This window comes from Phytohabitans sp. LJ34, from assembly GCF_052068095.1.
Lineage (GTDB): Bacteria > Actinomycetota > Actinomycetes > Mycobacteriales > Micromonosporaceae > Phytohabitans.
Map to the genome: position 1 here is coordinate 37980 of NZ_JBQHDG010000035.1, position 22481 is coordinate 60460.

Annotated in this window: 27 protein-coding genes and 1 pseudogene; 11 read left to right on the top strand and 17 right to left on the bottom strand. The window is 68.8% G+C overall.

Annotation, left to right across the window (positions count from 1 at the left end; translation table 11 throughout):
- Nucleotides 1–36: 36 nt before the first annotated feature.
- Entirely contained in the window at nucleotides 37–1365 is a 1329-nt protein-coding gene (locus tag ACTMTJ_RS41840) for a PLP-dependent aminotransferase family protein (protein ID WP_441224322.1), read from the bottom strand.
- A gap of 65 nt (nucleotides 1366–1430) precedes the next feature.
- Between ACTMTJ_RS41840 and ACTMTJ_RS41845 the strand changes: the two genes are divergently transcribed.
- Complete coding sequence (locus tag ACTMTJ_RS41845; RefSeq protein ID WP_441224323.1) at nucleotides 1431–1916, top strand: PaaI family thioesterase; 486 nt, start codon at nucleotides 1431–1433, stop codon at nucleotides 1914–1916.
- 22 nt (nucleotides 1917–1938) lie between these two features.
- On the opposite strand, the gene ACTMTJ_RS41850 is transcribed toward ACTMTJ_RS41845, so the two are convergent.
- Entirely contained in the window at nucleotides 1939–2250 is a 312-nt protein-coding gene (locus ACTMTJ_RS41850) for a transposase (RefSeq protein WP_441224359.1), read from the bottom strand.
- Nucleotides 2251–2455: 205 nt separating this feature from the next.
- Nucleotides 2456–2674: a transposase gene (locus tag ACTMTJ_RS41855; RefSeq protein WP_441224324.1), complete on the bottom strand. Its 219-nt coding sequence runs from the start codon at nucleotides 2672–2674 to the stop codon at nucleotides 2456–2458.
- Between the two features lie 231 nt (nucleotides 2675–2905).
- Between ACTMTJ_RS41855 and ACTMTJ_RS41860 the strand changes: the two genes are divergently transcribed.
- The 4 genes from ACTMTJ_RS41860 (at nucleotide 2906) to ACTMTJ_RS41875 (ending at nucleotide 4870) form a co-directional block, all read left to right on the top strand.
- Nucleotides 2906–3106, top strand: coding sequence for a LuxR C-terminal-related transcriptional regulator (locus tag ACTMTJ_RS41860; RefSeq protein ID WP_441224325.1), 201 nt, complete (start codon nucleotides 2906–2908; stop codon nucleotides 3104–3106).
- A gap of 227 nt (nucleotides 3107–3333) precedes the next feature.
- Complete coding sequence (locus tag ACTMTJ_RS41865; protein WP_441224326.1) at nucleotides 3334–3462, top strand: hypothetical protein; 129 nt, start codon at nucleotides 3334–3336, stop codon at nucleotides 3460–3462.
- Nucleotides 3463–3504: 42 nt separating this feature from the next.
- On the top strand, nucleotides 3505–4449 hold the full coding sequence (locus ACTMTJ_RS41870; protein ID WP_441224327.1) for a C45 family autoproteolytic acyltransferase/hydolase: 945 nt from the start codon (nucleotides 3505–3507) through the stop codon (nucleotides 4447–4449).
- 274 nt (nucleotides 4450–4723) lie between these two features.
- On the top strand, nucleotides 4724–4870 hold the full coding sequence (locus tag ACTMTJ_RS41875; protein WP_441224328.1) for a hypothetical protein: 147 nt from the start codon (nucleotides 4724–4726) through the stop codon (nucleotides 4868–4870).
- A gap of 217 nt (nucleotides 4871–5087) precedes the next feature.
- On the opposite strand, the pseudogene ACTMTJ_RS41880 reads toward ACTMTJ_RS41875, so the two are convergent.
- Both ACTMTJ_RS41880 and ACTMTJ_RS41885 read right to left on the bottom strand, forming a co-directional pair.
- Nucleotides 5088–5316, bottom strand: a pseudogene (locus ACTMTJ_RS41880) (ADP-ribosylglycohydrolase family protein); the annotation flags it as partial.
- 168 nt (nucleotides 5317–5484) lie between these two features.
- A complete protein-coding gene (locus ACTMTJ_RS41885) occupies nucleotides 5485–6336 on the bottom strand; it encodes an MBL fold metallo-hydrolase (protein ID WP_441224329.1) in 852 nt (283 codons plus the stop codon).
- 299 nt (nucleotides 6337–6635) lie between these two features.
- Between ACTMTJ_RS41885 and ACTMTJ_RS41890 the strand changes: the two genes are divergently transcribed.
- The gene (locus ACTMTJ_RS41890; protein WP_441224330.1) at nucleotides 6636–6869 is read left to right on the top strand and encodes a hypothetical protein; all 234 of its coding nucleotides are present in this window, start codon (nucleotides 6636–6638) and stop codon (nucleotides 6867–6869) included.
- A gap of 422 nt (nucleotides 6870–7291) precedes the next feature.
- On the opposite strand, the gene ACTMTJ_RS41895 is transcribed toward ACTMTJ_RS41890, so the two are convergent.
- Both ACTMTJ_RS41895 and ACTMTJ_RS41900 read right to left on the bottom strand, forming a co-directional pair.
- Nucleotides 7292–7753, bottom strand: a complete 462-nt coding sequence (locus ACTMTJ_RS41895; RefSeq protein ID WP_441224331.1) for an anthrone oxygenase family protein — start codon at nucleotides 7751–7753, stop codon at nucleotides 7292–7294.
- The gene (locus ACTMTJ_RS41900; RefSeq protein ID WP_441224332.1) at nucleotides 7750–8586 is read right to left on the bottom strand and encodes an NAD(P)H-binding protein; all 837 of its coding nucleotides are present in this window, start codon (nucleotides 8584–8586) and stop codon (nucleotides 7750–7752) included. The genes ACTMTJ_RS41895 and ACTMTJ_RS41900 overlap by 4 nt, the downstream gene beginning before the upstream one ends.
- Nucleotides 8587–8652: 66 nt before the next feature.
- Between ACTMTJ_RS41900 and ACTMTJ_RS41905 the strand changes: the two genes are divergently transcribed.
- Nucleotides 8653–9153, top strand: a complete 501-nt coding sequence (locus tag ACTMTJ_RS41905; RefSeq protein ID WP_441224333.1) for a MarR family winged helix-turn-helix transcriptional regulator — start codon at nucleotides 8653–8655, stop codon at nucleotides 9151–9153.
- Between the two features lie 9 nt (nucleotides 9154–9162).
- On the opposite strand, the gene ACTMTJ_RS41910 is transcribed toward ACTMTJ_RS41905, so the two are convergent.
- Both ACTMTJ_RS41910 and ACTMTJ_RS41915 read right to left on the bottom strand, forming a co-directional pair.
- The gene (locus tag ACTMTJ_RS41910) at nucleotides 9163–9384 is read right to left on the bottom strand and encodes a hypothetical protein (RefSeq protein ID WP_441224334.1); all 222 of its coding nucleotides are present in this window, start codon (nucleotides 9382–9384) and stop codon (nucleotides 9163–9165) included.
- A 162-nt stretch (nucleotides 9385–9546) separates the two neighbouring features.
- A complete protein-coding gene (locus ACTMTJ_RS41915; RefSeq protein ID WP_441224335.1) occupies nucleotides 9547–10131 on the bottom strand; it encodes a carbonic anhydrase in 585 nt (194 codons plus the stop codon).
- Nucleotides 10132–10337: 206 nt separating this feature from the next.
- Between ACTMTJ_RS41915 and ACTMTJ_RS41920 the strand changes: the two genes are divergently transcribed.
- Both ACTMTJ_RS41920 and ACTMTJ_RS41925 read left to right on the top strand, forming a co-directional pair.
- A complete protein-coding gene (locus ACTMTJ_RS41920; RefSeq protein WP_441224336.1) occupies nucleotides 10338–10676 on the top strand; it encodes a hypothetical protein in 339 nt (112 codons plus the stop codon).
- Between the two features lie 117 nt (nucleotides 10677–10793).
- Nucleotides 10794–11642: a spermidine synthase gene (locus ACTMTJ_RS41925; protein ID WP_441224337.1), complete on the top strand. Its 849-nt coding sequence runs from the start codon at nucleotides 10794–10796 to the stop codon at nucleotides 11640–11642.
- 79 nt (nucleotides 11643–11721) lie between these two features.
- Here the strand turns inward: ACTMTJ_RS41925 and ACTMTJ_RS41930 are convergent, their stop codons facing one another.
- Genes ACTMTJ_RS41930 through ACTMTJ_RS41940 form a run of 3 tightly spaced genes read right to left on the bottom strand, consistent with a single transcriptional unit; the run spans nucleotide 11722 to nucleotide 15593 of the window.
- Nucleotides 11722–13038, bottom strand: a complete 1317-nt coding sequence (locus ACTMTJ_RS41930) for an extracellular catalytic domain type 1 short-chain-length polyhydroxyalkanoate depolymerase (protein WP_441224338.1) — start codon at nucleotides 13036–13038, stop codon at nucleotides 11722–11724.
- Between the two features lie 10 nt (nucleotides 13039–13048).
- The gene (locus tag ACTMTJ_RS41935) at nucleotides 13049–14104 is read right to left on the bottom strand and encodes a cellulose binding domain-containing protein (RefSeq protein WP_441224339.1); all 1056 of its coding nucleotides are present in this window, start codon (nucleotides 14102–14104) and stop codon (nucleotides 13049–13051) included.
- 16 nt (nucleotides 14105–14120) lie between these two features.
- Nucleotides 14121–15593, bottom strand: a complete 1473-nt coding sequence (locus tag ACTMTJ_RS41940; protein WP_441224340.1) for a non-reducing end alpha-L-arabinofuranosidase family hydrolase — start codon at nucleotides 15591–15593, stop codon at nucleotides 14121–14123.
- 318 nt (nucleotides 15594–15911) lie between these two features.
- On the opposite strand from ACTMTJ_RS41940, the gene ACTMTJ_RS41945 reads away from it, so the two are divergent.
- A complete protein-coding gene (locus tag ACTMTJ_RS41945) occupies nucleotides 15912–16958 on the top strand; it encodes a LacI family DNA-binding transcriptional regulator (protein ID WP_441224341.1) in 1047 nt (348 codons plus the stop codon).
- A 44-nt stretch (nucleotides 16959–17002) separates the two neighbouring features.
- Here the strand turns inward: ACTMTJ_RS41945 and ACTMTJ_RS41950 are convergent, their stop codons facing one another.
- The 4 genes from ACTMTJ_RS41950 to ACTMTJ_RS41965 all read right to left on the bottom strand — a co-directional run bounded on the left by ACTMTJ_RS41950 (nucleotide 17003) and on the right by ACTMTJ_RS41965 (nucleotide 20555).
- Complete coding sequence (locus ACTMTJ_RS41950) at nucleotides 17003–17842, bottom strand: carbohydrate ABC transporter permease (protein WP_441224342.1); 840 nt, start codon at nucleotides 17840–17842, stop codon at nucleotides 17003–17005.
- Nucleotides 17839–18765 (bottom strand): carbohydrate ABC transporter permease, encoded by a 927-nt coding sequence (locus ACTMTJ_RS41955; RefSeq protein WP_441224343.1) that lies wholly within the window; start codon nucleotides 18763–18765, stop codon nucleotides 17839–17841. The genes ACTMTJ_RS41950 and ACTMTJ_RS41955 overlap by 4 nt, the downstream gene beginning before the upstream one ends.
- Nucleotides 18765–20099: an ABC transporter substrate-binding protein gene (locus tag ACTMTJ_RS41960; RefSeq protein WP_441224344.1), complete on the bottom strand. Its 1335-nt coding sequence runs from the start codon at nucleotides 20097–20099 to the stop codon at nucleotides 18765–18767. Before ACTMTJ_RS41960 ends, ACTMTJ_RS41955 begins: the two co-directional genes overlap by 1 nt.
- 78 nt (nucleotides 20100–20177) lie before the next feature.
- Nucleotides 20178–20555: a VOC family protein gene (locus ACTMTJ_RS41965; RefSeq protein ID WP_441224345.1), complete on the bottom strand. Its 378-nt coding sequence runs from the start codon at nucleotides 20553–20555 to the stop codon at nucleotides 20178–20180.
- A 130-nt stretch (nucleotides 20556–20685) separates the two neighbouring features.
- Here ACTMTJ_RS41965 and ACTMTJ_RS41970 point away from each other — a divergent pair, with 130 nt between their 5' ends.
- Nucleotides 20686–21129 (top strand): hypothetical protein, encoded by a 444-nt coding sequence (locus tag ACTMTJ_RS41970; RefSeq protein ID WP_441224346.1) that lies wholly within the window; start codon nucleotides 20686–20688, stop codon nucleotides 21127–21129.
- Here ACTMTJ_RS41970 and ACTMTJ_RS41975 read toward each other — a convergent pair.
- A complete protein-coding gene (locus ACTMTJ_RS41975; protein WP_441224347.1) occupies nucleotides 21126–22424 on the bottom strand; it encodes a ricin-type beta-trefoil lectin domain protein in 1299 nt (432 codons plus the stop codon). The two genes, ACTMTJ_RS41970 and ACTMTJ_RS41975, sit on opposite strands and share 4 nt — an antisense overlap.
- Between the last annotated feature and the right edge of the window lie 57 nt (nucleotides 22425–22481).

A 22481-nucleotide genomic window follows, 5' to 3' on the forward strand; every position in this document is an offset into this window, starting at 1 on the left:
CCAGTTCGAGCTGTTCGTCTTGGCTCTCGTTACGCGTCAGATCTGTACGGTGTTCAGTGCCTCGCGGAGGGCGGCGAGCGCTGCCGGGAGTTCCGTCGGGGTCGGTGTTCCCAATGCGATCCGGATTGCGTGTGGGGCATGGGTGGTGGTGGCGAACGTGTCGGCGGTGCTGATGCGGATCCCGCGGCGGGAAAGTTCGGCGGCGACCCGGTCCATCCGCTGTTCTGGGTCGATGGCTAGCCAGGCGAAGTACGACCTGGGGTGGGCGGTCACCGGGAGGTCACCGAGCTGGCGGCGTAGCACGCTCTGATGCTGTTCGGCAGCGTGTCGGCTGGCCGCCTCGAGCGCGGTGACCGTGCCGTCGCCCAGCCACCGCACCGCGAGGGCGGTGACGAGGCCGGGCAGGCTGGCCATGTTCGCCCGTAGCGCGTGTGCGATCACGGGCCGGGCTGGGACGGGTGTGACGAGGATGCCGAAGCGCAGGCCGGCGGCCACGCTCTTGGACAGGCTGGAGACCCAGAAGGTGCGCTCCGGGGCCAGCGTGACCAGTGGTGGCGGTGCCGGGTGGGCGAGGAATGCGTATGCGGCGTCCTCGATCAGGACCAGGTCGTGGTCGCGGGCGACGGCGACCAGCCGCTGGCGGGATGACGAGTCGAGAACCCAGCCGAGCGGGTTGTGCAGTGTCGGCATCGTATAGATGGCGCGGATTCGCCGTCGCCGGCACAGCTGCGCCAGCCCGGCGAGGTCGGGGCCTTCCCCGCCGGCGGGGATGGGTATCAGCTTGAGCCGGTGGGTCTGGGCGATCAGTTTGAACCCGGGATAGGTGAGCGCATCCACCGCGACCGCGTCCCCGGGGGCCAGCACCGCGCGGGCGACCAGGTCGAGCCCGTGCTGGGCGCCGCCGGTCAGGAAGACCCGGTCCGGGTCGGCGTCGATCCGGTGAGTGGCCAGGAACGCGGCGGTGACCGCCCGGTCTTGAGGCCGGCCGCCGGGTGGCTGCTGCCGCAGCAGCGCGTCCAGGTCGCCGGCCGCGGCGAGCTGTCGCAGCGCCGAGCGCAGCAGTCGCGCCCGAGGCGGCGACAGTGGTTGGGTCAATGACAGGTCCGCCCAGACGGTGTCCGCGCCGGGTCCGTACTCGGCCGGCACCAGCCTCACCGTCTGGTCGCGGACGAAGGTGCCCCGACCGGGTTCACCGACGACCAGACCGATCCGTTTCAGTTCCGCCATCGCCCGGGTGGCGGTCGCCACCGCGATGCCCCACTGCGCGGCGAGCCGCCGATGGGTGGGCAGCCGCTGCCCCGGTGCCAGATGCCCGTCATGGATCTGTGCCGCGAGCGCGTTGGCGACTTCCTGGTAGGACCGCATGTGGCTGACTGTACCGAGGACAATTTCTTGATTGTCCTAACCAGTGGTCCGTAGCGTGCCGTCTCATGATTGTCAGAGGTCGCCAGCTGCCGGTTCTTGAGCTTCTGCGCCGGCAGATCGCCGGCACCGCCACCGGGACCGAGCAGTGCCGATTCCGTTACCCGACAGCGATTTCGCGTACCCTCGGCCTCCGGCTGGTCGAGGTCGACCTCGGAACGGCGACGGTGGAGATCGACGCTGATCCGGCGGTCCATGGCAACCAGCAGGGCACCGTGCACGGGGGCCTGATCGTCGAGCTCGCCGACGCCGCTATCGGCACCGCCCACTCCACCGTCGTCGGCCCTGACGAGACGTTCACCAGCATCGACCTGCGGGCGGTGTTCCTGCGCCCGGTCTGGCAGGACACGCTGCGCGCCACCGCCCGCCCTGCCCACGCCGGCCGCACCATCACCCACTACACGTGCGAGGTTATCCGCAGCGACGGCAAGCCTGTTGCCACGATCACGAGCATCATCACCACCCTGCGCGGCGACCAATCCCACGGCCGGTAAGGCGAGCTCATCACAGCCGGTTTCAGACGGCCTGCGGTCGGATGTTGCGGTAGCGGGTTTGCTGCCCGGCCAGGCGGGCGGCCATGAGTCGGATCATGGCGAGTTTGACGAAGTCTTCGGCGTGGGCGATGGTGCGTTCGTGGTCGCGGCACAGCCGCCGGCAGCGGGTCAGCCAGCCGAGAGTGCGCTCGACCACCCAACGGCGGGGTAGGACGTGGAAGCCTTTGAGGTCATCGTTGCGTCTGACGACTTCCAACCGGATACCGAGTTCGTGGTCGGCCCAGCCGACAAGGCTGGCGTCGACGCTGTTGACGTAGCCGCCGTCGACCCAGATGAGCCACGCAGATCAGTAGCAAGCCACAGGTGTCCACCAGCAGGTGCCGCTTGCGGCCTCGGGTTCGTTTGCCGGCGTCGTAGCCGATCTGCTCACCGCCGCAGGCGGACCGGGCAGTCTGGGAGTCCAAGACCGCCGCGGTTGGTTCCGAATCGCGGCCTTCCGCCCGGCGGACCTGTTCACGCAGAGCGTGGTGGATCTTGTCTCAGACCCCCAATGCGCTCCAGCGGCGAAACCAGCGGTAGGCCGCGTCCCACGGTGCCAGATCGCGCGGGACCAGCCGCCAGGCGCATCCGGCCACCAGCACGTACAGGATCGTGTCGATGATCAGCCGGTGACCGTACTTGCGCGGCCGGCCACCACGAGCCGGGTCCCGCTCAGGCAGGACAGCCGAGATGACCTGCCACATCTGGTCGGTCAACACGCAGGGGTAGGCTATCCCGGCGCCGTCCCCGCCGACATTCACGTTGTCCACAAACACAGGATCTTGACGGGGACGACGCTCTCATTGGCGCACCAACACGCCCACCACTCCGGTCTTCACCGCCCCAGTGCGACGTCACGTGATCACCCAGTAACCCAACACTCTCTTAGACGCTTCCATTGCCGGGCGGCTGCTGGCATCCCCGAAAGTGATGAACCGATCGTGTCGCCGGTGTACGTCTCCCGCACGCGGGCGTCGGTGAGGGAATGCGGCGTCCGCCCAGGCCTCGACCCGCAACTCGACCAACTCACCTTCCGCGAACGCGACGTGCTGCGCCTCGTCGCCGCTGGCACACTGACAAGGAGATCGGTACGCGGCTGGCAAATCTCCGCCCGCACTGTCGAGACCCACATCGCCGCTGTCCTCCGCTAGCTCCAACTCTCCAATCGCCGCGAACTGTGGGCTCCACCTGTTCGCGATTTCGGGATCCATCGTTTTGGATCACGAGTCGGTGTTCGTGAGTTTCGGACCAGGGGTGCCGGTAAGAAACGTGTCACCAGCCGCAGACGACAGTGATCGCACTGGTCAGCGCTACCCGGCGTCCTTCAGGTAATCCCGCTCTCCGGGGTCCGGGGTTGGGTGCGCAAGGATCTCCGGCCATGGCGCGATCGCTGGATCTCGATGAGCTGGTCGAGCACTGGACGCTGCTGGATGACGAGCGGGACCGGGTCCAGCGCCCGGCGGTCGCCGACGGCGGTCACCTGGTGAATACCTGCCCAATTGGCTAGGTTGCCCTCACCTCATCCGATCCTCGCAGGGGAGTGGCAGTCGTGCGGCAACAGCGCAAGACCTTCCGGGCGATCGAGGTCGGCGACGGCGGCGACGGGCGGTGGGCCGCCTACGCCCGGGGCCTGTGGCAGGAGATGGAGGGCCTGCTGACCGAGGAGGGCCGGACTCCGGAGGGCGCGGATCGTGTTCGGGCGCTGTTCCGTGCGCACATGCCGGAACTGGTCCCGGTTCTGGACCGCCTTGCCGGCCAACTCGACCGGCCCGAGGCGGAAGCCTTCCTCACCCACGCGGCACTGCGGCCGTTCTCGCAGGGCTGCACCCAGATCGGCAGGAACGGCACTCTCCTGCGCAACTATGACCTACGGCCCGACCAGTGCGAAGGGACCATCGTCTCCTCCTGCTTCCTGCGCCCCGTGATCGGGATGCAGGACATGCTGTGGGGGCTGCTGGACGGGATGAACGACGCTGGTCTCGCGGTCTCGCTCACCTGGGGCGGACGTTCCGTCTACGGACGCGGCTTCGCCATTCTCATCCTCGTGCGCTACCTACTGGAGAGGTGCGACACCGTTGATGAGGCGGTCGACAGGCTGCGGTCCCTACCGGTCGCCGTCCCCCAGAACCTCACCCTTGTCGATCCCAAGAAGGCGATGACGGTGTTCGTGGGGCCGGATATCTCGCCGACGGTGGCGCCGGACGCCTGCGCCGCCAATCACCAGCACCTGCCGGTGACCGACGAGCAGGAACGGGCCATGCGGACGCAGGAGCGGCTGCGAGCCATCCGCGCCGCGGGCGCGGATGTGGCGGCGATGCTGAAGCCGCCGCTTTATCGATCCGTCGACGAGCAGGGGTCGAGAACGCTCTACACAGCCCGCTACCAGCCCATCGAGGGCCGTGTGACGTACTACTGGCCCGGCGAGTCCTGGCAACAGTCCTTCGGTGACTTCGCGCCCGGATCCCGCACTGTGACCTTGGGCCGGGCCGGCTGAGAGGCTTTCCGCCCGCGACATCTGGGTCGACCTCGGCCTGCTCACTCTGGCCAGAGCCAGATTTGCCCTGGAAGACGGCTGACAGTCCCGCGACGCACGGGCTTGCTGACATTCCACCGATTGTTGAACGGCTCCACCGCCATTGAGCTGGGGTTTGTTCGCTTGTCCGGGCACACCAGGGTTTCCTGCCTCGATCGGATGGATTCAATGTTCGCGAGTTTTGGCGCCACCGGCGACGGTGGGAGCATCGGCGGGGTCTGGACGGAGCCCGCCGATGCCGACGTCGAAGGTTGACCTGTTCGCGGCGATCCGGCGTGACTCCCACGCGGGAATGTCGGGCCGGACGATCGCTCAGAAGTACCAGGTCAGCCGCCGCACGGTCCGCGCCGCGCTGACGTCGGCCTGGCCGCAGCGGTCGTAGCCGATGTGAGTGAGGGTGATCTAGCGAATGCCCGAGGCAAGCCGCGATCAACCGTCGGGCCTCTGGTCAGGATCGTGTCCGGAACGGGGCAAGGGTGGCGTCTGGGCCCTACGGATCCAACAGGAACCAATAGTCGACCGTCGGACCGTGTGCGGCCAGGCCGCCGCCGTAGATCGGCTGGCGTCCACGGCCGGACGACCTAACAGGTTGTCCTCTTCCGGTAGATGGTGCGCTGCTGGTGGCATCTGGTGCGTAGCAGGGTGGGCATGGATGCCAGGTCGGCGCCGTCGCGCAGGAGTCGGACGGTGTACGCGGTCAGTTCGCTGGCCGCTAGTGCGGTGGGGTTCGCGCCGCAGGCCCTTGGAGTTGGTGATGGTGGCCGGTGTCCAGGGCAGTCCGACGGAGAGGCCACCGCAGGCCCGCAGGCAGGTCATGCGTGGTGCGCGGGGACCGTACCGCTGGCGGATCTCAGCAACGGGTGCATGGTCCGTTTATGACCCACCTCTTTTAGTCCGTAGGTTCGGGGTTCGAGTCCCCGGCGGCCACCCTCTGACCTGCGCTTTCTCGCTTCGGCTCTGTCCGGTGTGGAGCGTGGTTACTCGTTGGACAAATTGTTAGGTGGCCGACGGCCGTGGCTGTTCCGGTGGCACGGTGCTCTCGGCGGCCGCCATCCACTGGTCGAGGTCCTCCTGTGTGAACTCCTGCCACGGCGGAATGTCGGGGAGCTGGCGCAGGAGGTCGAAGGCCTCCGCGACCCGTGGGCCACGCAGGACCGGCGTGTGACAGCCGGCGATGACTTCGGCGTCGAGTCGTTGGATGTCGTCTACCACCGCCTGGAACTTGCGGCTGTCCAGCAGCGTCGCCCAGGGCGAGACCAGACGCCCGCCGAAGAACTGACCGTCGCGGAACTCGTCGGCGGACAGCTCCGCGATCTCAGGCATGGGTGTGGGCACGTTCGTTGCGAAGGTGTCCACCGACCACAGGACACTGGTCTTCGTGTCGAACAGGGCGCGTGTCGTCGGATTGTCGAACAGCGGCGGTCGCTTGGCCACCAGCGTCCGGTCGGCCAGGTCGATCGTGTCGCCTTCGTTCATGAAGCGGCACCGGTTGATGGGCGTCTCCCACTCCTCGGCCATGCGTCCGATCGAGAACCAGGTGGTCAGCAGCGTCGCGTTTTGGCATGCGGCGAGGACCGGTAGCAGATTGCCGGCGTGGTCACGGTCGTCGTGCGTGAGGAAGATCCATCGCACGTCCATAGGGTCGACCACGGACCACGCGGCCTCGAGCCACTGTGGCCGCACCGCCGGTGCCCCGGTGTCCACGAGCACCGGCTCGGCCCCGCGAATCACCATCGAATTCATCGGGAAGTGTCCGACCGGTGGGGCCTCCAGCGCCCACGGGATAACGAACGTCTCGTCGGCGATCTGGTACGGCTGCAAGAGGTTGAACGTCTCGGTCGTAGTCATCGCTGCTCTCCCTCGAACCGAGTCGTGGTGCAGCGCCCCCGAATCCAGTGCAGCCCTCAAGCATGCACGCGTCAATACCGCACGCCTGTCTGGGGGCCATCGTCACGAGTCAGGCCTTATGTCGGCTTCTGCCCACTCCGGGTCCATCGCCCAGTCCCGCCAGTAGGCAAGGTGCGTACCTCCAAGGGTGCAAGCCTCCATGGCGTCACGAACGGACGGCGACATCGCTCGTCGGTGTCCGGTAATGCCGATGAGCGCGCACTCGATCATGCCCACAGGGCTCCCTCGACTAGCCGGTGATGGCCGAGTTCGGCCGGGGCGCCGACACGTGGTGGGAGGACGACGAGGCGTGGGAGACGGTCGAGGAGATCGACCCGGTGTCGTGGGGTGAGCTCAACGAGGACGATCCACAATGGCCGGTCGCGGTGCTCATCGAGGACTGCCAGGACTGGGAAGAAGGCGGCGACGTTCCGCTGCCATCGCGCCTTGCAGCGCGGTACCCACGTAACGCGCTAACAGCATCCGCTCGATGATCCCGCCCGGCAGGGCCACGCCCAGCACCTACCACACATCGGCCCTGCTCAACGGCGGAGGCGTGGCTCGAAGGCGGGCCGGTGGCTGACCGACGTGTGCTAGGCAGGGCGCTGTTCGTGCAGGACGGCACCACGCCGACTCCGTTTCCCCCGCCAAGCTGCGGCGTCACCGTCCTCACCACAACGGCGGCGTCCAGGGCTACGCGACGCTGATGTACAGCACACCCGGCGGCGCTAAGATCCTGACTGCCTAAGTGACCTATGTGGACGATATCGCGATGTCGATGGTGGCGGCGTTCCGCAAGGCGGTGCGTAGGCGCGTCGACGAGGCGTTCTGCGACGGGCGGGCCGCGTCGGGCCGCTGAAGTTCAACTGGGCACGCCCAGCTCGCCATCGGGGCGGGCTGGGCGTGTGTTGGGTTTCTATCGGCTCCGGGTGGACATCGGCGCGGCGAGGGCGAGGACCGCGAAGGCGAGGACCGCGGCCACCGTGCGGACGGTGTGGGCGATCTGCCAGCGATCCCGCACGTCGGCCCAGTCGGAGGGCGGGGACTGGGCGTTCCAGCCGAGCTGGTCGGAGTTGATGGGCAGGTTGACGATGAGCGTTAGGCCGAAGATGAAGACCAGGAGGGCCAGGGCGGCGACGGTCAACCATCGGGTGTTTGTCTGGAAGGTCCGGTAGACCAGCACCGCTGTGGCCATCAACGCCGGCAGGAGCGTGGCGACGGCGAGATTGTCGAGAGAGTCGAGCTCGACCAACCGGACCTGGGTGTAGACCGCGCTGTCGAAGCCTCGCAGCGAGAGCTCCAGGACGAGGACTCCGGTGAGAAACCCGGCGAACAGTCCCGCGAACACGAGGCTGGCGAAACGGGCGTACCTGGTCATGATCCTGTCTGCTTCCGGGTGAAGGCGGCGCTGTGGTCTTCCGCCCAGGTGGCGTACGCGCGCGGCAGGCGTCCCAGCAGCCGCCGCACGGTGCCGGTGGTGGGTCCGGCTTCGCGGGCGTAGTCGGCCAGCGAGCCGAGCAGCCGGTCGGGTACCTCGTCGGGCAGGCCGGCGGCGAGCATGCCGCGACGGATCTCGTCCGGTGTGGCCTCGACGAACGACAGTGTCCGGTCGAGCGCGGCACCGAGCGCGGCGACCTTCTCCGGCTGGCTCAGCGACTGCTCGCCGGTGAGCAGGTACGTCTGGCCGGTGTGGTCCGGCTGGGTCAGGGCGATGGCCGCCACCGCGGCGATGTCGCGTTCGTCGATGGTCGAGGTCCTCGCGTCGGGGTATGCCCCTCGCACGGTGCCGGTCGCCTGGATCTGCCCGGCCCAGGCGAGGGTGTTGGCGGCGAAGTCGGCGCAGCGCAGGATCGTCCAGTCCAGGCCGGACTCCTTGGCGAGGTTCTCCACCGCCTGGAACTGCTGCCGGAAGCGCGCGTGCCCGGCCGGGTACGGCACGGTCAGGGAGGACAGCACGACCACCCTCGTCGCGCCTGTTTCGCGCGCGTGGGCCAGCAGGTCGACGGTGGCGGCTCCGGTGGCGCGCGGGCTGAGCAGGATGGCCTCCACGCCGGGCAGGGTGGTGACCTCGCTGGGGTGGACGAGATGTGCCTCCGCCGGGAGGTCGGCCTGCGGGTCGCGGGTGACGGCGGCGACCTTCGCCCCCTGCTCGACAAGTAGCCGGACGGCGTGCCTGCCGACGACGCCGGTGGCGCCCGTAACCAGGATCATGACTAACCCCTCTCTATCTCGTATCGTATGAGACTCAAACTATCTTGACTTTGGATTCCAAACAATATGAGTCACGTAACATCCGGAAGCGGGCGTGCCCGCAGGCAACTCACCACCCAGATCAAGGACGCCCTGCGTGACCTGCACAACCAGCTGTCGACGCTCAACCGCCAGGTCGGCGTCCAACTCGCCATCAAGGACACCGATATGGACTGCCTCGACCTCGTCAACCGGCACGGGCCGCTGAGCCCCAGCAACCTCGCCCGCCAGGCCGGGCTGCATCCGGCCACCGTGACCGGAATCCTCGACCGGCTCGAAAACGCCGGCTGGATCGCTCGTGAACGCGACCCCGCGGACCGGCGCGCGGTCACCGTCCGGGCGCTGCCCGACCGCGGCCGCGAGATGTACAAGCTGTTCGCCGGCATGAACTCGGCGATGGACTCGATCTGCGGCGACTACGACGAGCAGCAGCTCGAGCTGCTCGCCGACTTCCTCCGCAGGACCACGGACGCCGGTCTCACCGCGACCCGCACTCTCACGGCCGGCACCGGCCCCGTAACTACCTGACCGGCGTGGTCAGTCCTCGCGGTCGCCGCGCGTGCGTGCCTGGGTCGTCTCGCGGAGGACGGTCCAAGCGTCGGCCACCGGGCCTACGTGGGTGAGCTTGTCGGGGTTGAGCACCGTGCGGATCGCCTGGATCTGTCCGTCGAGGATGTCGAGCGCCACGGTGTTGACGACCTTGCCGTCGCGGTCGCGGAGGATCGCACCCGGCTGCCCGTTGACCTGGTACGGCTCCACGACGCCGCCGATACGGACGAACGGCCCGATGAGCGCGGTCAGCTGCGTACTCTACCGCCGATCGTGCGCGCTGGTCGCATGGATGTCGCGGCGCGGTCCGGCCGCACGCGGCCTCCCCGACGACCGCCGGGACGACCGGCGACCCTTGAGCGCCCGAAGGGACTACAGCATTTCGACGTGACCGCTCTCCAGCCGGTAGATCCCACCGACGACGTCGATCCGGTGGGCCGCGAGTGCCTCTTTCAGGTAGTCGGCTTGCCGGAGAGTGGCCACCGTGCGATGGATGTGGCTGCGCGTGGCCTCGTCGAGGCTGTAGTCGACCGATCCGGCCGTCGGCATCGCGGGAGCGATCTCGTCGACCAGGTACTGGCGAGCGCCGGCGGGTCGGCGTCCGGTGCGGACGGCCTCGTACGCGGCCGCTACCGCGCGACAGTCGTCGTGGCCGAGCACGACCACCAGCGGCACCTCCAGGTCGGTCACCGCGAACTCGACCGAACCCATCACGGCGCGGTCCAGTACGTGGCCGGCGGAACGGACCACGCAGATCGCGCCGATGCCCTGCCCGAACACCGCTTCCACCGGCACCCGCGCGTCGATGCAGCCGACGACGACCGCGAAGGGCTGCGGGGCGACGCCGCCGTTCAGCGCGCGGGCGGGAGGCGAGGTGCCCAGGGTGAACCGGACATTGCCGGCGCGCAGGCGGGCCAGCGCCTCGACCGGGTCCGGACGACCGAGGTATCGCGACACATGTTGCGACGGGATCGGCGCAGCCGTCGCATCGGAGAACAATCGGCCCGGTTCCACCGGACGAGGATGACACGCCCGCCCCATGGGCGGGGACTGCCGTCGTCGCGGCGGCACCCTGATCGATGAATCAGGTGATGCGATTTCGATGAACGCGTTGGCGCAGGCTTGGCGCCGTAGATTCGCCCAGCTCCTCGAGGAGGACGATCGTGAACCTGTCCCGCGTTGCTGTCCTGGTTGCCACCGCGGCGGTGGTGTTGGCGCCGGTCCAGCCTGCCGCCGCGGCATCGGCCCAGGTGGGTTGGAACGAGTCGGTGGCCGTCGCACCGGCGATCTTCGAAAACCCGTTCGACTTCGCGCACGCGATCTTCGAAGACCCGTTCCACTTCGCGCACGCGGCCTTCGAGGATCCTTTCGGCTTCGCGCCGGCGATCTTCTCCGACAAGTGGGAGGCCGCGCCGGCGATCTTCTCCGACAAGTGGGAGGCCGTGCCGGCGATCTTCGCCGACCCGCTCGGCTTCGTGGTCATCGGCCACGGCGAAGCCTGAGGTCGTCGCCTGCCGGGTGTCTCGACGACGTCGCCGGGGGAGACCTTCGGCGCGTTCACGACGATGGTCGTGGCGGCGTCGTCGCTGGTACGGCCAGACCGGGCTAGCGTGGGCGCTATGGCCCGACACCAGCGACGACGTGCCGCCGACCGGGCGCCGGGCGGGTCGCAGGTGGCCGAGCTCACGCCCGTTTCGGGCCGCCCGGAGGCCCATATCCTGTATGTCGACGGGGTCGCCCAGTCCTATGTAGACGTGGCGGACCCGACCTACCTGCATTTCGACTACGTGCGCTGGATGGCCTCGGTCGTCGACGCGGCGGCGCCCACGCGTGAGCCGGTACGCGCCCTTCACCTGGGCGGTGGCGGCTTCACGCTGCCGCGTTATCTGGCCGCGACCCGCCCGGCCTCGACCCAGGTCGTGGTGGAGCGCGACGCCGCCGTGCTCGACCTGGTCCGGCGCGAGCTCCCGCTACCCCGGGGGGATCTGCGGGTCCTGCTGGCCGATGCCCGGGAGGCGGTCGAGGCCGAGCCGGCGGCCAGCTACGACCTGGTGCTCGCCGACGTCTACCAGGCGGCCCAGATGCCGGCGCATCTGGCCGGTGTCGAGTTCGCGGCGGAGGTGGCGCGGGTGCTGCGGCCCGACGGGCTCTACACCGTCAACCTGACCGACCTGCCGCCCCTTGGCTACTCGCGGGTCCAGGCGGCGACGCTGCGCGCCGTGTTCCCCGACGTCTGCCTGATCGCCGGCCGGGCGATGCTACGCGGCCGGCGGCACGGCAACGTCGTTCTGGCCGCCGCGCGGAAACCTGGCCGGCTGCCGGTGGCCCGGCTGACCACCCGCGCGCTGCGTGACCCGGCCGCCGGCACCGTGCTGCACGGCGCGGCCCTGGACCGCTTCGTCGCCGGCGCCCGGCCGTTGCGCGATCCCCGCCCGACCAACACCGGCGCCGGCGCCGACCCGGTCTAGCGTCCGGCGGGAGCCCGCGACGGGCCGGTGAGGCCACCGCCGCCCGGGGCGCTGCGATGGCCTCACGTTCGGCGGTCGGTCAGCCCACCGTGCAGGCGGATCCGTTGAGAGTGAACGACGGCGGCCGGCCGGTGTTGCCGGTGTGGGTCGCCTGGAAGCCGATCCCGACCGACGCGCTCGGCGCGATCGCCCCGTTGTAGGAGACGTTGCGGGCGGTCACCGACCCGGTGTTCGGCGTGTAGGAGGCGTTCCACCCGCTGGTGATCGTCTGTCCACTGGGGAGCGTGAAGGCCAGGTTCCAGCCGTTGACCGCGGCTGTGCTCGTGTTCGTGATGGTGATCGCCGTGGTGAGGCCGGTGTTCCAGGCGTTGACCGCGTACGTCACCCGGCACGCACCGGGTGGCGCCGTCGTGGGCGGCGCCGAGGTCGGCGGACCGGACGTGGGCGGACCCGACGTCGGCGGGCTGGACGTCGGCGGTGTGGAGCTGTCCAGGCCGAAGAACCGGATCACCTGGGCGGCGTCGATCGGCAGGTTGTGGGTGACGCCCTGCATGCTGATCGCCTCGACCGGCGCCATGCCACCCGTGCCGCCGTACCGGGTCCGCGTGTACCCGGATTGCGGCGTGTCCGTGAACGACGGCGTCTGGCTCAGCCCGTGCACGTTCGTCCACTGCTTGACCTGCTCACCGAAGTTCGGGTAGCGCAGGGTGTCGTCGTTGGTGCCGTGCCAGATCTGCATCCGCGGTCGGGGGCCGGTGTAGCCGGGGTAGGCGTTGCGGACCAGGTCGCCCCACTCCTGCGGCGTCTTGATGAGCTGGCCGCCGGAGCAGGTGCTGTTCCACTCCGAGCCGTTCGTGGTGGCGAAGCAGGCGAACGGCACACCGGCGAACGAGGCGCCGGCTTTGAACACGTCCGGGTAGTCGCCGAGCAGCACGTTGGTCATCATGGCTCCGGAGGAGCTGCCGGTGACGAAGATCCGGTTGGGGTCGGCGTTGTACCGCTGCTGGGTGTAGCTGACCATCGAGGCGATCCCGACCGGGTCGCTGCCGCCGCCGCGGCGCAACGCGGACGGCGAGGAGACGTCCCAGCAGCCGCTGCTACGGGTGACCGAGGGGTAGATGACGATGAAGCCGTAGCGGTCGGCCAGCCCGGCGTATCCGGTCTGGTTGTAGAAGCCCGGCCCGGAGCCGCCGCAGTAGTGCACGGCGACCACGATGGGCGGCCGGGCGGCGAGGCGGTCCGGCACGTAGATGTGCATGCGGATGTTGCTGGGGTTGGTGCCGAAGCCGGTCACCTCGGTCAGCGTCGCCGCCGACGCGGGCGCCGCGAACGTCACCGCCGCCGTGGCGGCGGCCAGCACGGCCGCCGCCAACGCGCAGAACAGTTTCTTCTTCACTCTTCTCCAATCAGGGGCTGGTGCAGGTGATACCGGTGGGAGCGGCGGCGCCGTTGCCGTTGGCGACGTACCCGAACGTGGTCGACGCGGTGGCACCCAGCGCCCCGTTGTACGCCGCGTTCCGCACGCTGACCGGACCGCTGGTGCCCGTGTTCACGCCGTTCCACAAGTTGGTGATGCTCTGTCCACTCGCGAGGGTCATCCGCACCGTCCAACCGTTGATCGCCGCGTTGCCGGCACGCACCGTCACCTCACCCTGGAACCCACCGCCCCACGAGTTGACCGTCCGATATGTAGCGGAGCAAGCACCCGCTGGCGGTGCGCTCGTCGGCGGTGTGGTGGTCGGCGGCGGCGACGTGGGCGTGGTGCCGTCCGTGATGCTGCGTGGCACCGCGCGTAGCGCGTCGAACCAGACCGTTGCCATCTTGGCGTAGCCGCCCGCGTTGGGGTGCACGCCGTCGGCCAGGTCACCGGCGCCCAGCGCGGGGTACATGTCCACGAAGTGCACCCGCTTGCCGGCGTTGACCTTGCTCTGCACGATCCCCGGTATCGCCGCGTTGTAGGTGCGCACCTGCGCGTCGGCACCGTTCAACCGGATGATCGAGGCGACGAAGACCTCGGCGTCCGGCACGGTGTTCGTGATCCGGTCGATCAATGTGGACAGTCGCTGCGGCGCGCCGGCGGACTGGCTGAACATGTCGTTGGTGCCGATGTGCAGCAGGACGGTGCGCGGGGTGGTGGCGCGCAGCCAGTTCACCACGTTGGCGTCGATCTGCGCGATGGTCCAGCCCGAGTGGCCTTGGTGGTCGTGGTCGCCGAGGCTGGGTGGCCCGTTGAACTGGGAGCCGACGAAGTCAATCTTGTATCCGCCGGCGACGAACTTCTGCCACAGCTCGATCCGGTAGCCGCCGGGCACGTTCAGGCCGTCGGTGATCGAGTCGCCGAGCGGCATGACGCGCACGCCGCCGTTCGACTCGGCGCTGGCGGGACTGATGGCCAGCAGCGTTCCGGCGACGGCGATCGCGGCGGCCGACGCCGCGGCGAGCAGGCCGCTTATCCTCCGCATCGGGTCCTCCTTTCGGTCAGCACGTGGAGTTGGTCTGGGTGAGCAGGCCGAGCCGCCACGGCAGGCGGTTGTAGTCGCCGCCGGCGTTGGGATCCATGCCCTGGTACAGGTAGCGGATGTTGCACGGGCTGAGCGGTTGGGTCTGGTCGTTGCCGGCGCGGATCGCCTCGCCGTGGCTGATGTCCCGGGTCCACGCGGCGCCGTCGAAGGTGACGTTGTTGGCCCGCGCGAACGGGTTCGCCTCGGTGTCCGCGAGTGCCCGCCACGGGCCGGTGATGGCCGGTGCCGTCCAGGACCGGAACCAGCGCTTGCCGTCCGAGCCGATCGCCTCGTGGATCATCAGGTACGTGTTGGACCCGGTGATCTTGTAGATGTTCGGCGCTTCGAAGAGCCGGTTCCGGGTGTCCTGCATCGCGATGACGGTGTTCGTCATGCCGCTCGGGAACTGGCCGATGGACGTCTCGGACCGGTACAGGTGACCGTTGTCGTCGTCGGAGAACAGGTAGCACTTCGCGGTGTCGCAGATGACCCACATGTCGACCCAGTAGCCGTTGCCGATGTTGTCCCGGATGATCTGTGGCATGCCGCCCGGGTAGAAACGCTGCGGCGCGGTCCACGACTGCGGGTTGCTGATGTCGCTGGTGGTGGAGTACGCCGCGTTGTCACCGGTCTGGAAGACCAGGTACCAGCGGTTCTGCGGGGCGAAGAAGAACACGTGCGGCGCGGCCTTGTACCCGCCGCCGACCGGGGTCTGGTCCAGGTAGTGGTGCTGTGCCGAGCCGGCCTGCGACCAGTCGGTGAAGTTCATGTACACCATGCTGTAGTTGCCGTTGCTGTTGGCGGTGCTGGCGAAGACGTGGTACCGGCCGTTGTGGTACACGACGGACGGGTCCTTCACCGCGAGGATGTTGTGGGTGGCGTCCGACTTCGGCGCGATCAGTGGCCCGGTCGACCGCCACCGGAAGCTGGTCGGCAGGCTGCCCGACGGCGGTGTCGTCGTCGGTGGCGCGCTCGTGGGCGGAGCGCTGGTCGGCGGGTTGCTGGTGGGCGGCCCGGTGGTCGGGTTCACGCCGCCGGTGCACACCGTGCCGTTCAACGTGAAGCTGGTCGGGGCCGGGTTGCTGCCGCTCCAGGAGCCGTTGAACCCGAACGCGACGTTGGCGTTGGTGGCGATCGCCGCGTTGTAGCTGGCGTTGCGGGCGGTGACCTGACCGCCGGACTGCGTCACCGTCGCGTTCCACGCCTGGGTGATCTGCTGCCCGGCTGAGTACGACCAGGTCAGCGTCCACCCGTTGATCGGGTCGCCGAGGTTGGTGATGGTGACGTTGGCGCCGAACCCGCTCTGCCACTGCGAGCTGACCGAGTAGTTCACCTGACAACCGGCGGCGGCGGAGGCCTGACCGGACAAGGCGACAGCCGTCCCGGCTATGGCCAGGCCGGCGACCGCGACGGTTGCCAGACGAGCGCGTAGCGGTATGCGATTGCGCATCTCGAACCCTTTCGGTGGGGGATGGGGGTGAGGAAGTGAGCGTTAACATCGCGGTGAGACGATGCCGGTGCTGGCCGATCAGGGGGCGGCCCGCCTCGTGGTCAGGCGGCACCGAGGCGCCGGGGCGTCGCGGGGCGACGTCCAGCGATGCGGTCGTGGACTGCCACTCCGTCCGACCGCGTCCGGCTCGAAACAGTTAGCAGTATCGATGGAAACAGTTCGGTTGGCAACCCGGCCCCGGTGATGACCAAGCTCGGTTTTGACCGATGCGCCGTGATCGTCATCGATTTGATCGGGGCCGCCTCATACACTGCCGCCGTGACGGAACGGATTGTGGAAGGCCAGCGGCGCGGCCGTCGGCGCGGAGAGTTGACCATCGCGACGATCGCGCGCCTGGCCGGCGTGTCGAAGCCGACCGTGTCCAAGGTGCTCAACGGAAGGACCGGTGTCGCGGTGGAGACCCGGCAGCGGGTCGAGGCGCTCCTGGCCGAGCACGGTTACCGGCGGCCCGACGCGGTGCCTCCCACGGCCACCGTCGAAGTGGTGTTCCACGGGCTGGAGAGCAATCAGGCGATCAAGATCATGCGTGGGGTGGAGCAGGTGGCCCGCCAGCACGAGCTCGCCCTCGGCTTCACCGAGGTGAACGACGAGGGCACCTCACAGGGCCGGCCCTGGACCGAGTGGGTCCTGGCGCGGCGCCCGATAGGCGTGATCGCCGTGTACCCGAACACCACCCCGTCGCAGCGCGCGCAACTGGCCGCCAGCGCGATCCCGATGGTGACCCTCGACCCGACGGGAGAGCCGGTGCACCCGACCCCCTCGGTCGGCGCGACCAACTGGAGCGGCGCGATCGCCGCCACCCGGCACCTGCTCGACCTCGGCCACCGCCGCATCGCCGTGATCAGCGGACCGGCCGAGTACCTCGGCGCGCGGGCCAGGCTGGAGGGCTGCCGAGCGGCGCTGGACGCCGCCGGCAGCCCGCTGGATCCCCGGCTGGTGCGCACCGGGCCCTTCGACTTCGGGGCCGGTCGCGACTTCGGCCGCGAGCTGCTGCGCCTGCCGGACCCGCCGACCGCCGTGCTGTGCGGCAACGATCTCCAGGCCCTCGGCGTGTACACGGCCGCCGCCGAGCTCGGCCTGCGCATCCCGCACGAGCTGAGCGTGGTCGGCTTCGACGACATCGACACCACCAACTGGTGCTGGCCACCGATGACGACCGTGCGGCAGCCGTTCACCGAAATGGGCGCCGTGGCCGCCCGGATGGTCCTCGCCCTCGCCGCAGGCGAGGCCCTGAGCCAGCCGCGGACCGAGCTGGCCACCACACTGGTCGTCCGCGACAGCACCGCGCCGCCGGCCCGGCCCTGACCGCGTCGACCGGCCGATCGACCCGCGAACCGGCGGCCGTGGTGTCAGCCCTTGCGGCCCGTGGTCGCGATGCCCTGGATGAAGTGGCGCTGGCCGAGGAAGAACACGATGATCATCGGTATCGTCGCGATGACGCTGCCCGCGAGCACCACGTGCCAGTCCTGCTCGCCGCCGTAGCCGAACCGGTCGAGCACGACCTTGAGGCCGCGCGGCAGGGTGAACAGGCTCTCGTCGCGCAGGTAGATCAGCGGCTTCATCAGATCGGTCCAGCTCGCCTTGAACTCGAAGACGAGCACCACCAGCAGCGCCGGCCGGATCAGCGGAAACGCCACCCGCCAGAACAGCCCGGGATAGCTGGCGCCGTCGACCCGGGCGGCCTCGAACAGGTCGCGCGGCAGCGACAGCAGAAACTGGCGGAGCAGGAAGATGTAGAACGCCGACCCGAACAGGTTGCCCGCCCACAGCGGCACCTGGGTGTCGGCCAACCGCAGCTCCGACCAGATCAAGTAGGTCGGGATCATGGTGACCGCGAACGGAAGCATCATCGTTGCCAGCACCAGGCCGAAGAGCAGGTCCCGGCCGGGAAACCGGAAGTACGCGAAGCCGAACGCCACCCAGGCGCTGGAGAGGGTCACCGAGACCGCCGCGGCGACGCCGACGAGCAGGCTGTTGAAAAGCCACAGCGGCAGCGGCACCGCGTTGAGGGCCTCGTGGTAGTTCTCCGGGCGGAACGGCAGCGGTAGCAGGCCAGGGGAGAAGACGTAGCCGGGCTCCCGCAGCGACGCGCTGATCAGCCACACGAACGGCAACATGAAGACCACGGCCGCGGCCGAGAGGGCCGCCAGGAAGACGATCCGCCACGGGCCGCGCCGGTGCGACGTCACGACTCCTCGCTCTCGTAGTAGACCCACCGTTTCGACAGGCGCACCTGTATGACGGTGATGAGGAGGATCACCAGGAAGAGCAGCCAGGCCAGGGCCGAGGCGAATCCCATGTGGAGGAACTGGAAGGCCTGCTGGAACAGGTAGATGACGTAGAACGTGGCGGCGTCGGCGTTGAACCGCTGCTGCGTGGTCTGGTTGCCGAAGTACATCGTGTAGACCTCGCTGAACATCTGGAGCGACGCGATCGTGTTGACCACCAACGTGAAGAACAGCGCGCCCGAAATCATCGGCAGCGTGACGGCCCGAAACCGCTGCCACGGTCCGGCACCGTCCACGATGGCCGCTTCGTGCAGCTCGCGCGGTACGTTCTGGAGCGCGGCGAGGTAGATGATCACCGTGGAGCCGAGGCTCCACAGACTCATCAGCACGATGCCCGGCATCACCCAATCCGGGTCGGTGGTCCAGCTCGGCCCGTCGACGCCGAACCAGCCGAGGAACCTGTTGACCAACCCGTCCTGCGTGTTGAGCAGCAGCAGGAACAGGATGCCGACCGCCACGGCCGGCGTCATCACCGGCAGGTAGAACACGGTACGGAAGAAGCCGGACAGCCGACCGACCCGGTTGAGCAGCAGCGCCAGGCCGAGCGAGATGGCCATCGCCAACGGCACGTGCAGCACGGTGTAGTAGACGGTGTTGCGCAGGCTCCGCGCGACCATCGGGTCGGCGACCATCTGCCGGTAGTTGTCGAGTCCGACGAACCTCGGCGGATTGACGATGTCGTAGTCGGTGAAGCTCAGCCACAGGCTCGCGAGCATCGGTCCGGCGTAGAACACCAGGAAGCCGACGATCCACGGGGCCAGGAAGAGCAGCGCCCATCTACCCTCCTGCCGGGTGAGGGTCGAGCGGTGGCGCCGGGCGGTCATCAGCCGGCGGCGCGGCTCAGCGCGGCTGACGCCTCGCGCTGGCCGCGGGCGAGCTCCGCGCTTCCGTCACCGCCGCTGGACAGCGCCCGGTTGACGGCGTCGTACCATGCCTTGTCGAATTCGGCGCCGGCCGGTGACGCGGGCAGCGAGAATCCCTTGTCCTGCACCGAGAGGATGGTCTGCACCGCGTCGTCGAAGCGTTTGTTGCCGCTGGGCTTGTAGAGCTCGTCGAAGATCCGCTTGTCGGCTTCGATGTTGCCGGTGTAGAGCCCGGTGAACGGCGTCTTGTCGGCCGCGCGCTTGTCCGCCCGCACCTTGGCCGCCGCGTACCAGGTGTCGGTGGCCGTCATGGTCTTGGCGAACGTGCAGGCGGCGTCCGGGTTCTTCGCGCCCTTCGGGATCACCCACGCGGAGCCGGACGCGAACGTCAGCGGGTTGCCCGACCGGTCGACGAACGGCCGCACGGCCAGCTCCGCCTCCGGCGTCTCCCGGCCGGCGACGTTGAGGTACCAGTCCTCCATCGGCCACACCGCGATCTGGTTCTTGGCCAGCGGGCTCTGCGCGCCGAAGAAGTCGAACGTGTCGCGGAACGCCTTGAAGTTGCCCCAACCGCCCTGGGCCCGGATCAACGACAGGCCCGTGGCCAGCGCTTCGGCCACCTTCGGATGGTCCAGGTTGGCCGTCTTGCCGCCGGGCAGGAGCAGGTCGGCGCCGTTGGCCTTGGCCCACATCGGCAGGAACTCGGGGAGCTTGGGATCGATGCCGATCCGGGTGAGCTTGCCGCCCTGTACCTTGGCCAGCTTGGCGTTGACGCCGGCCAGGCCGGCCCAGTCGGAGAGGTCGACGTCGTCCGGCGTCAGGCCCGCCTCGCGCAGGATCGCCTCGTTCATGTAGACGACTCGGACGCTGTAGAACTCGGGGATGCCGTAGACCTTGCCGTCGAGGGTGACCTCGTCCTTGGCGGCCGGCCGGTACTGCGCCATGTCGATGCCCTGCTTGGCGACGCAGTCGTCGAGCGCCAGCACCGAGCCCTGCTTGGCGTACGTGCCGATCAGCTTGCGGTTCATGTAGACCAGGTCCGGCGGGTTGCCGGACGCGACGGCCGAGAGGAACTGCTGCTCGTCGAACGCGCCCTCGGTGATCGTCACCGGGATGTCGGGATGAGCCTTCTTGAAGGTCTCCACCCGGGTCGTGGCGATCTCGTCCGGCAGGCTGAAACCGAGGGTGCTGATCGCACCCTTGCCGGCCGTGTCGTCGCCGCCGCCGACCCCGCCACACCCCGTGACGGCGAGGGTGACCGCCGCCAGCACCGCGACCCTGCGAACCCTTGCCATCTGCGCCTCCCCCACAGGACCGACCGGCGTCGATGTCGGCCGAGAGGCGCTTGTTCCCCGGCGGCAAGATATTGAAACTTATCCCCCGTATGGGCGGGTGATGATCTCGAGGTTGTGGCCGTTCGGGTCGGTCCAGTAGAGACCACGGCCGCCGTCGTTGGTGTTGATCCGCCCGGGCTGGCGGTGGAACGGGTCGGCCCAGAAGGCGAGCCCGCGATCCTTGATGCGGGTCCAGATCTGGTCGAACTCGTCCTCGCTGACCAGAAACGCGTAGTGCTGGGAGTGCACCGGCCCGCCGGCCTGGGCGACGTCGAGGGAGACTCCGTTGCCGAGCTCGACGACGCGAAACGGCCCGAACGTCCCAGCCGGCTCCAGCCCCAGGATCTCGACCAGGAACTCTGCCGTGGCGTCGCGGTCCTGAGCCTCGACGATGGTGTGGTTGAGCTGTACGGGCATGGCAGATCTGTCCCTTCCCCGGATTCGGCGACCTCCTACCTGTCTACACCAGGAACGCCGCCGTCCACGCTGTTCACCCGCGACATGCGGCGCGGCGTAGGTTGATGCCGACGACCGAGGGAGATTGGCGATGGACCAGGTGAGAAGCCGCTTCATCCAGCTCAACGTCGCAGTGGTCGCGTTTCACGTCGTCACCACGGCGATCTGCGTGGCGTTGCGCTGGCCGGCGCAATTCGGCGGAGCGGGCGATCCGGACAACGTGACCGCGGAGATGTGGCTGCGAGGCACCGCCATCGGTGCGCCCGTGGTCCTGACGATCGTGCTGGCGGCGGCGACACTCGCCGCCGCCAGCTTCGGCCGGATCGGCACCGTGGGCACGATCGTGATCGTCCTCGTGTCGTTGCTGATCATCATCGGCGGCAGCGGCGAGGCGTTCGGGATACCCAGCCCGGACGTGCCCACCGCCGTGCTGATCTTCAGTGGAGTGGCGAACGTCTTGCTGAGCCTCGCCACGCTGTACCTCGCGTACCGCCTTCTGCGCGGCTCACCCGCACGGGAAGCGCCCGCCGGCTAGCCGCGGGTGCTCCACTGCTGGTTGGCGCCGCCGTGACAGGTCCACAGGTGCAGTTGCGTGCCGTTGTTCGTGCCGGCACCGACGGCGTCCAGGCAGAGTCCTGATTGGACGGCGGTGATGGTCCCGTTGGAGTTCAGGTTCCACTGCTGGTTGGTGCCGCCGTGGCAGTCCCAGATGATCACAGCGGTGCCGTTGCCGCCGCCCGCCCCGCTGGCGTCCAGGCATTTGTTGCCGTAGACGGTCAATGTGCGGTTGGCGGTGTGCGTCCAGCGCTGGTTGGTGCTGCCGTGACAGTCCCACAGCTGCACCCGGGTGCCGTTGCTGGTGCTGGAGTTGGGGATGTCGAGGCAGCGGCCCGACTGGCCACCGGCGACCATCACGTTCTGCTGGCCGGGCGGTGGGCTCGACGGCGGAGGGCTCGACGGCGGGGGAGAGGTCGGCGGAGTGGGTCCGAACTGGGTGAAGAACCGCCACACCTCGGGCTTGACCCAGCTCCGCGCCCCGCTCTCACAGCCAGCGCAACCATCCACCGGACCTTGCTGGTGGCCGCCGTCGAACGGGGCCCAGACGACCGGGTACCCAGCCTGGCACGAGTAGGTGGTGATTATGTGGGTGCGGCTGCCCGCCGCGGGCTCGGGGGCGTTCTGCGCGGCACAGCCGTTGTTCCTGAGAAACCTGTCGCGTAGCGAGCGTCCACTCTGGATGTTGTCGTTGATGCCGTGGATCCCCATGTACGCCACCGGCTGGGTGCCGCCGCTGCATCCGCTGATCGCCCCGGGCGCCGCGATCGCCGCGACCGCGCGGAAGACGGTCGGCCGGGAACAGGCCAGCGAGTAGCTCATCGCGCCGCCGTAGCTGAACCCCACCGAGAACCGCTGCGTCGTGTCGACGCACAGGGCGTTGTCGATCATGCGGATCATGTCGTCGGTGAAGGTGACGTCCTCGCCGTTGGAGTTGGCCCAGCCGTTGCCGATCCCCTGCGGGGCGACGAAGATCGTGGTGTTGTTCGACTGCGAGAGCATGCCGTAGTACGCCCAGGCGGCTCCGTCGGTCCCACCCGAAGCGACCTGGTCCGCCGTGCCGCCCAACCAGTGAAAGCCGAAGGCCAGCCGGTGTGGATAGGCGTTGTTGTAGCTGTCGGGCAGCCGCAGGATGAAGCTGCGGCTTTTGCCGCTGCTCTGGATGGTGTGGGTGCCGCTGTTCAGCCCCGGGGCCTTGCCACAGCCGGCGGTCGTGGCCGCCGCCGCTGATGTGACGGTCGTGAGGACATACGCCCCGACGGCGACCGTGAGCATGGCCGCCATGATCGCCCCGAGCCATGGGGCCGAGATTGCTCGACGTAGCACAGGTAT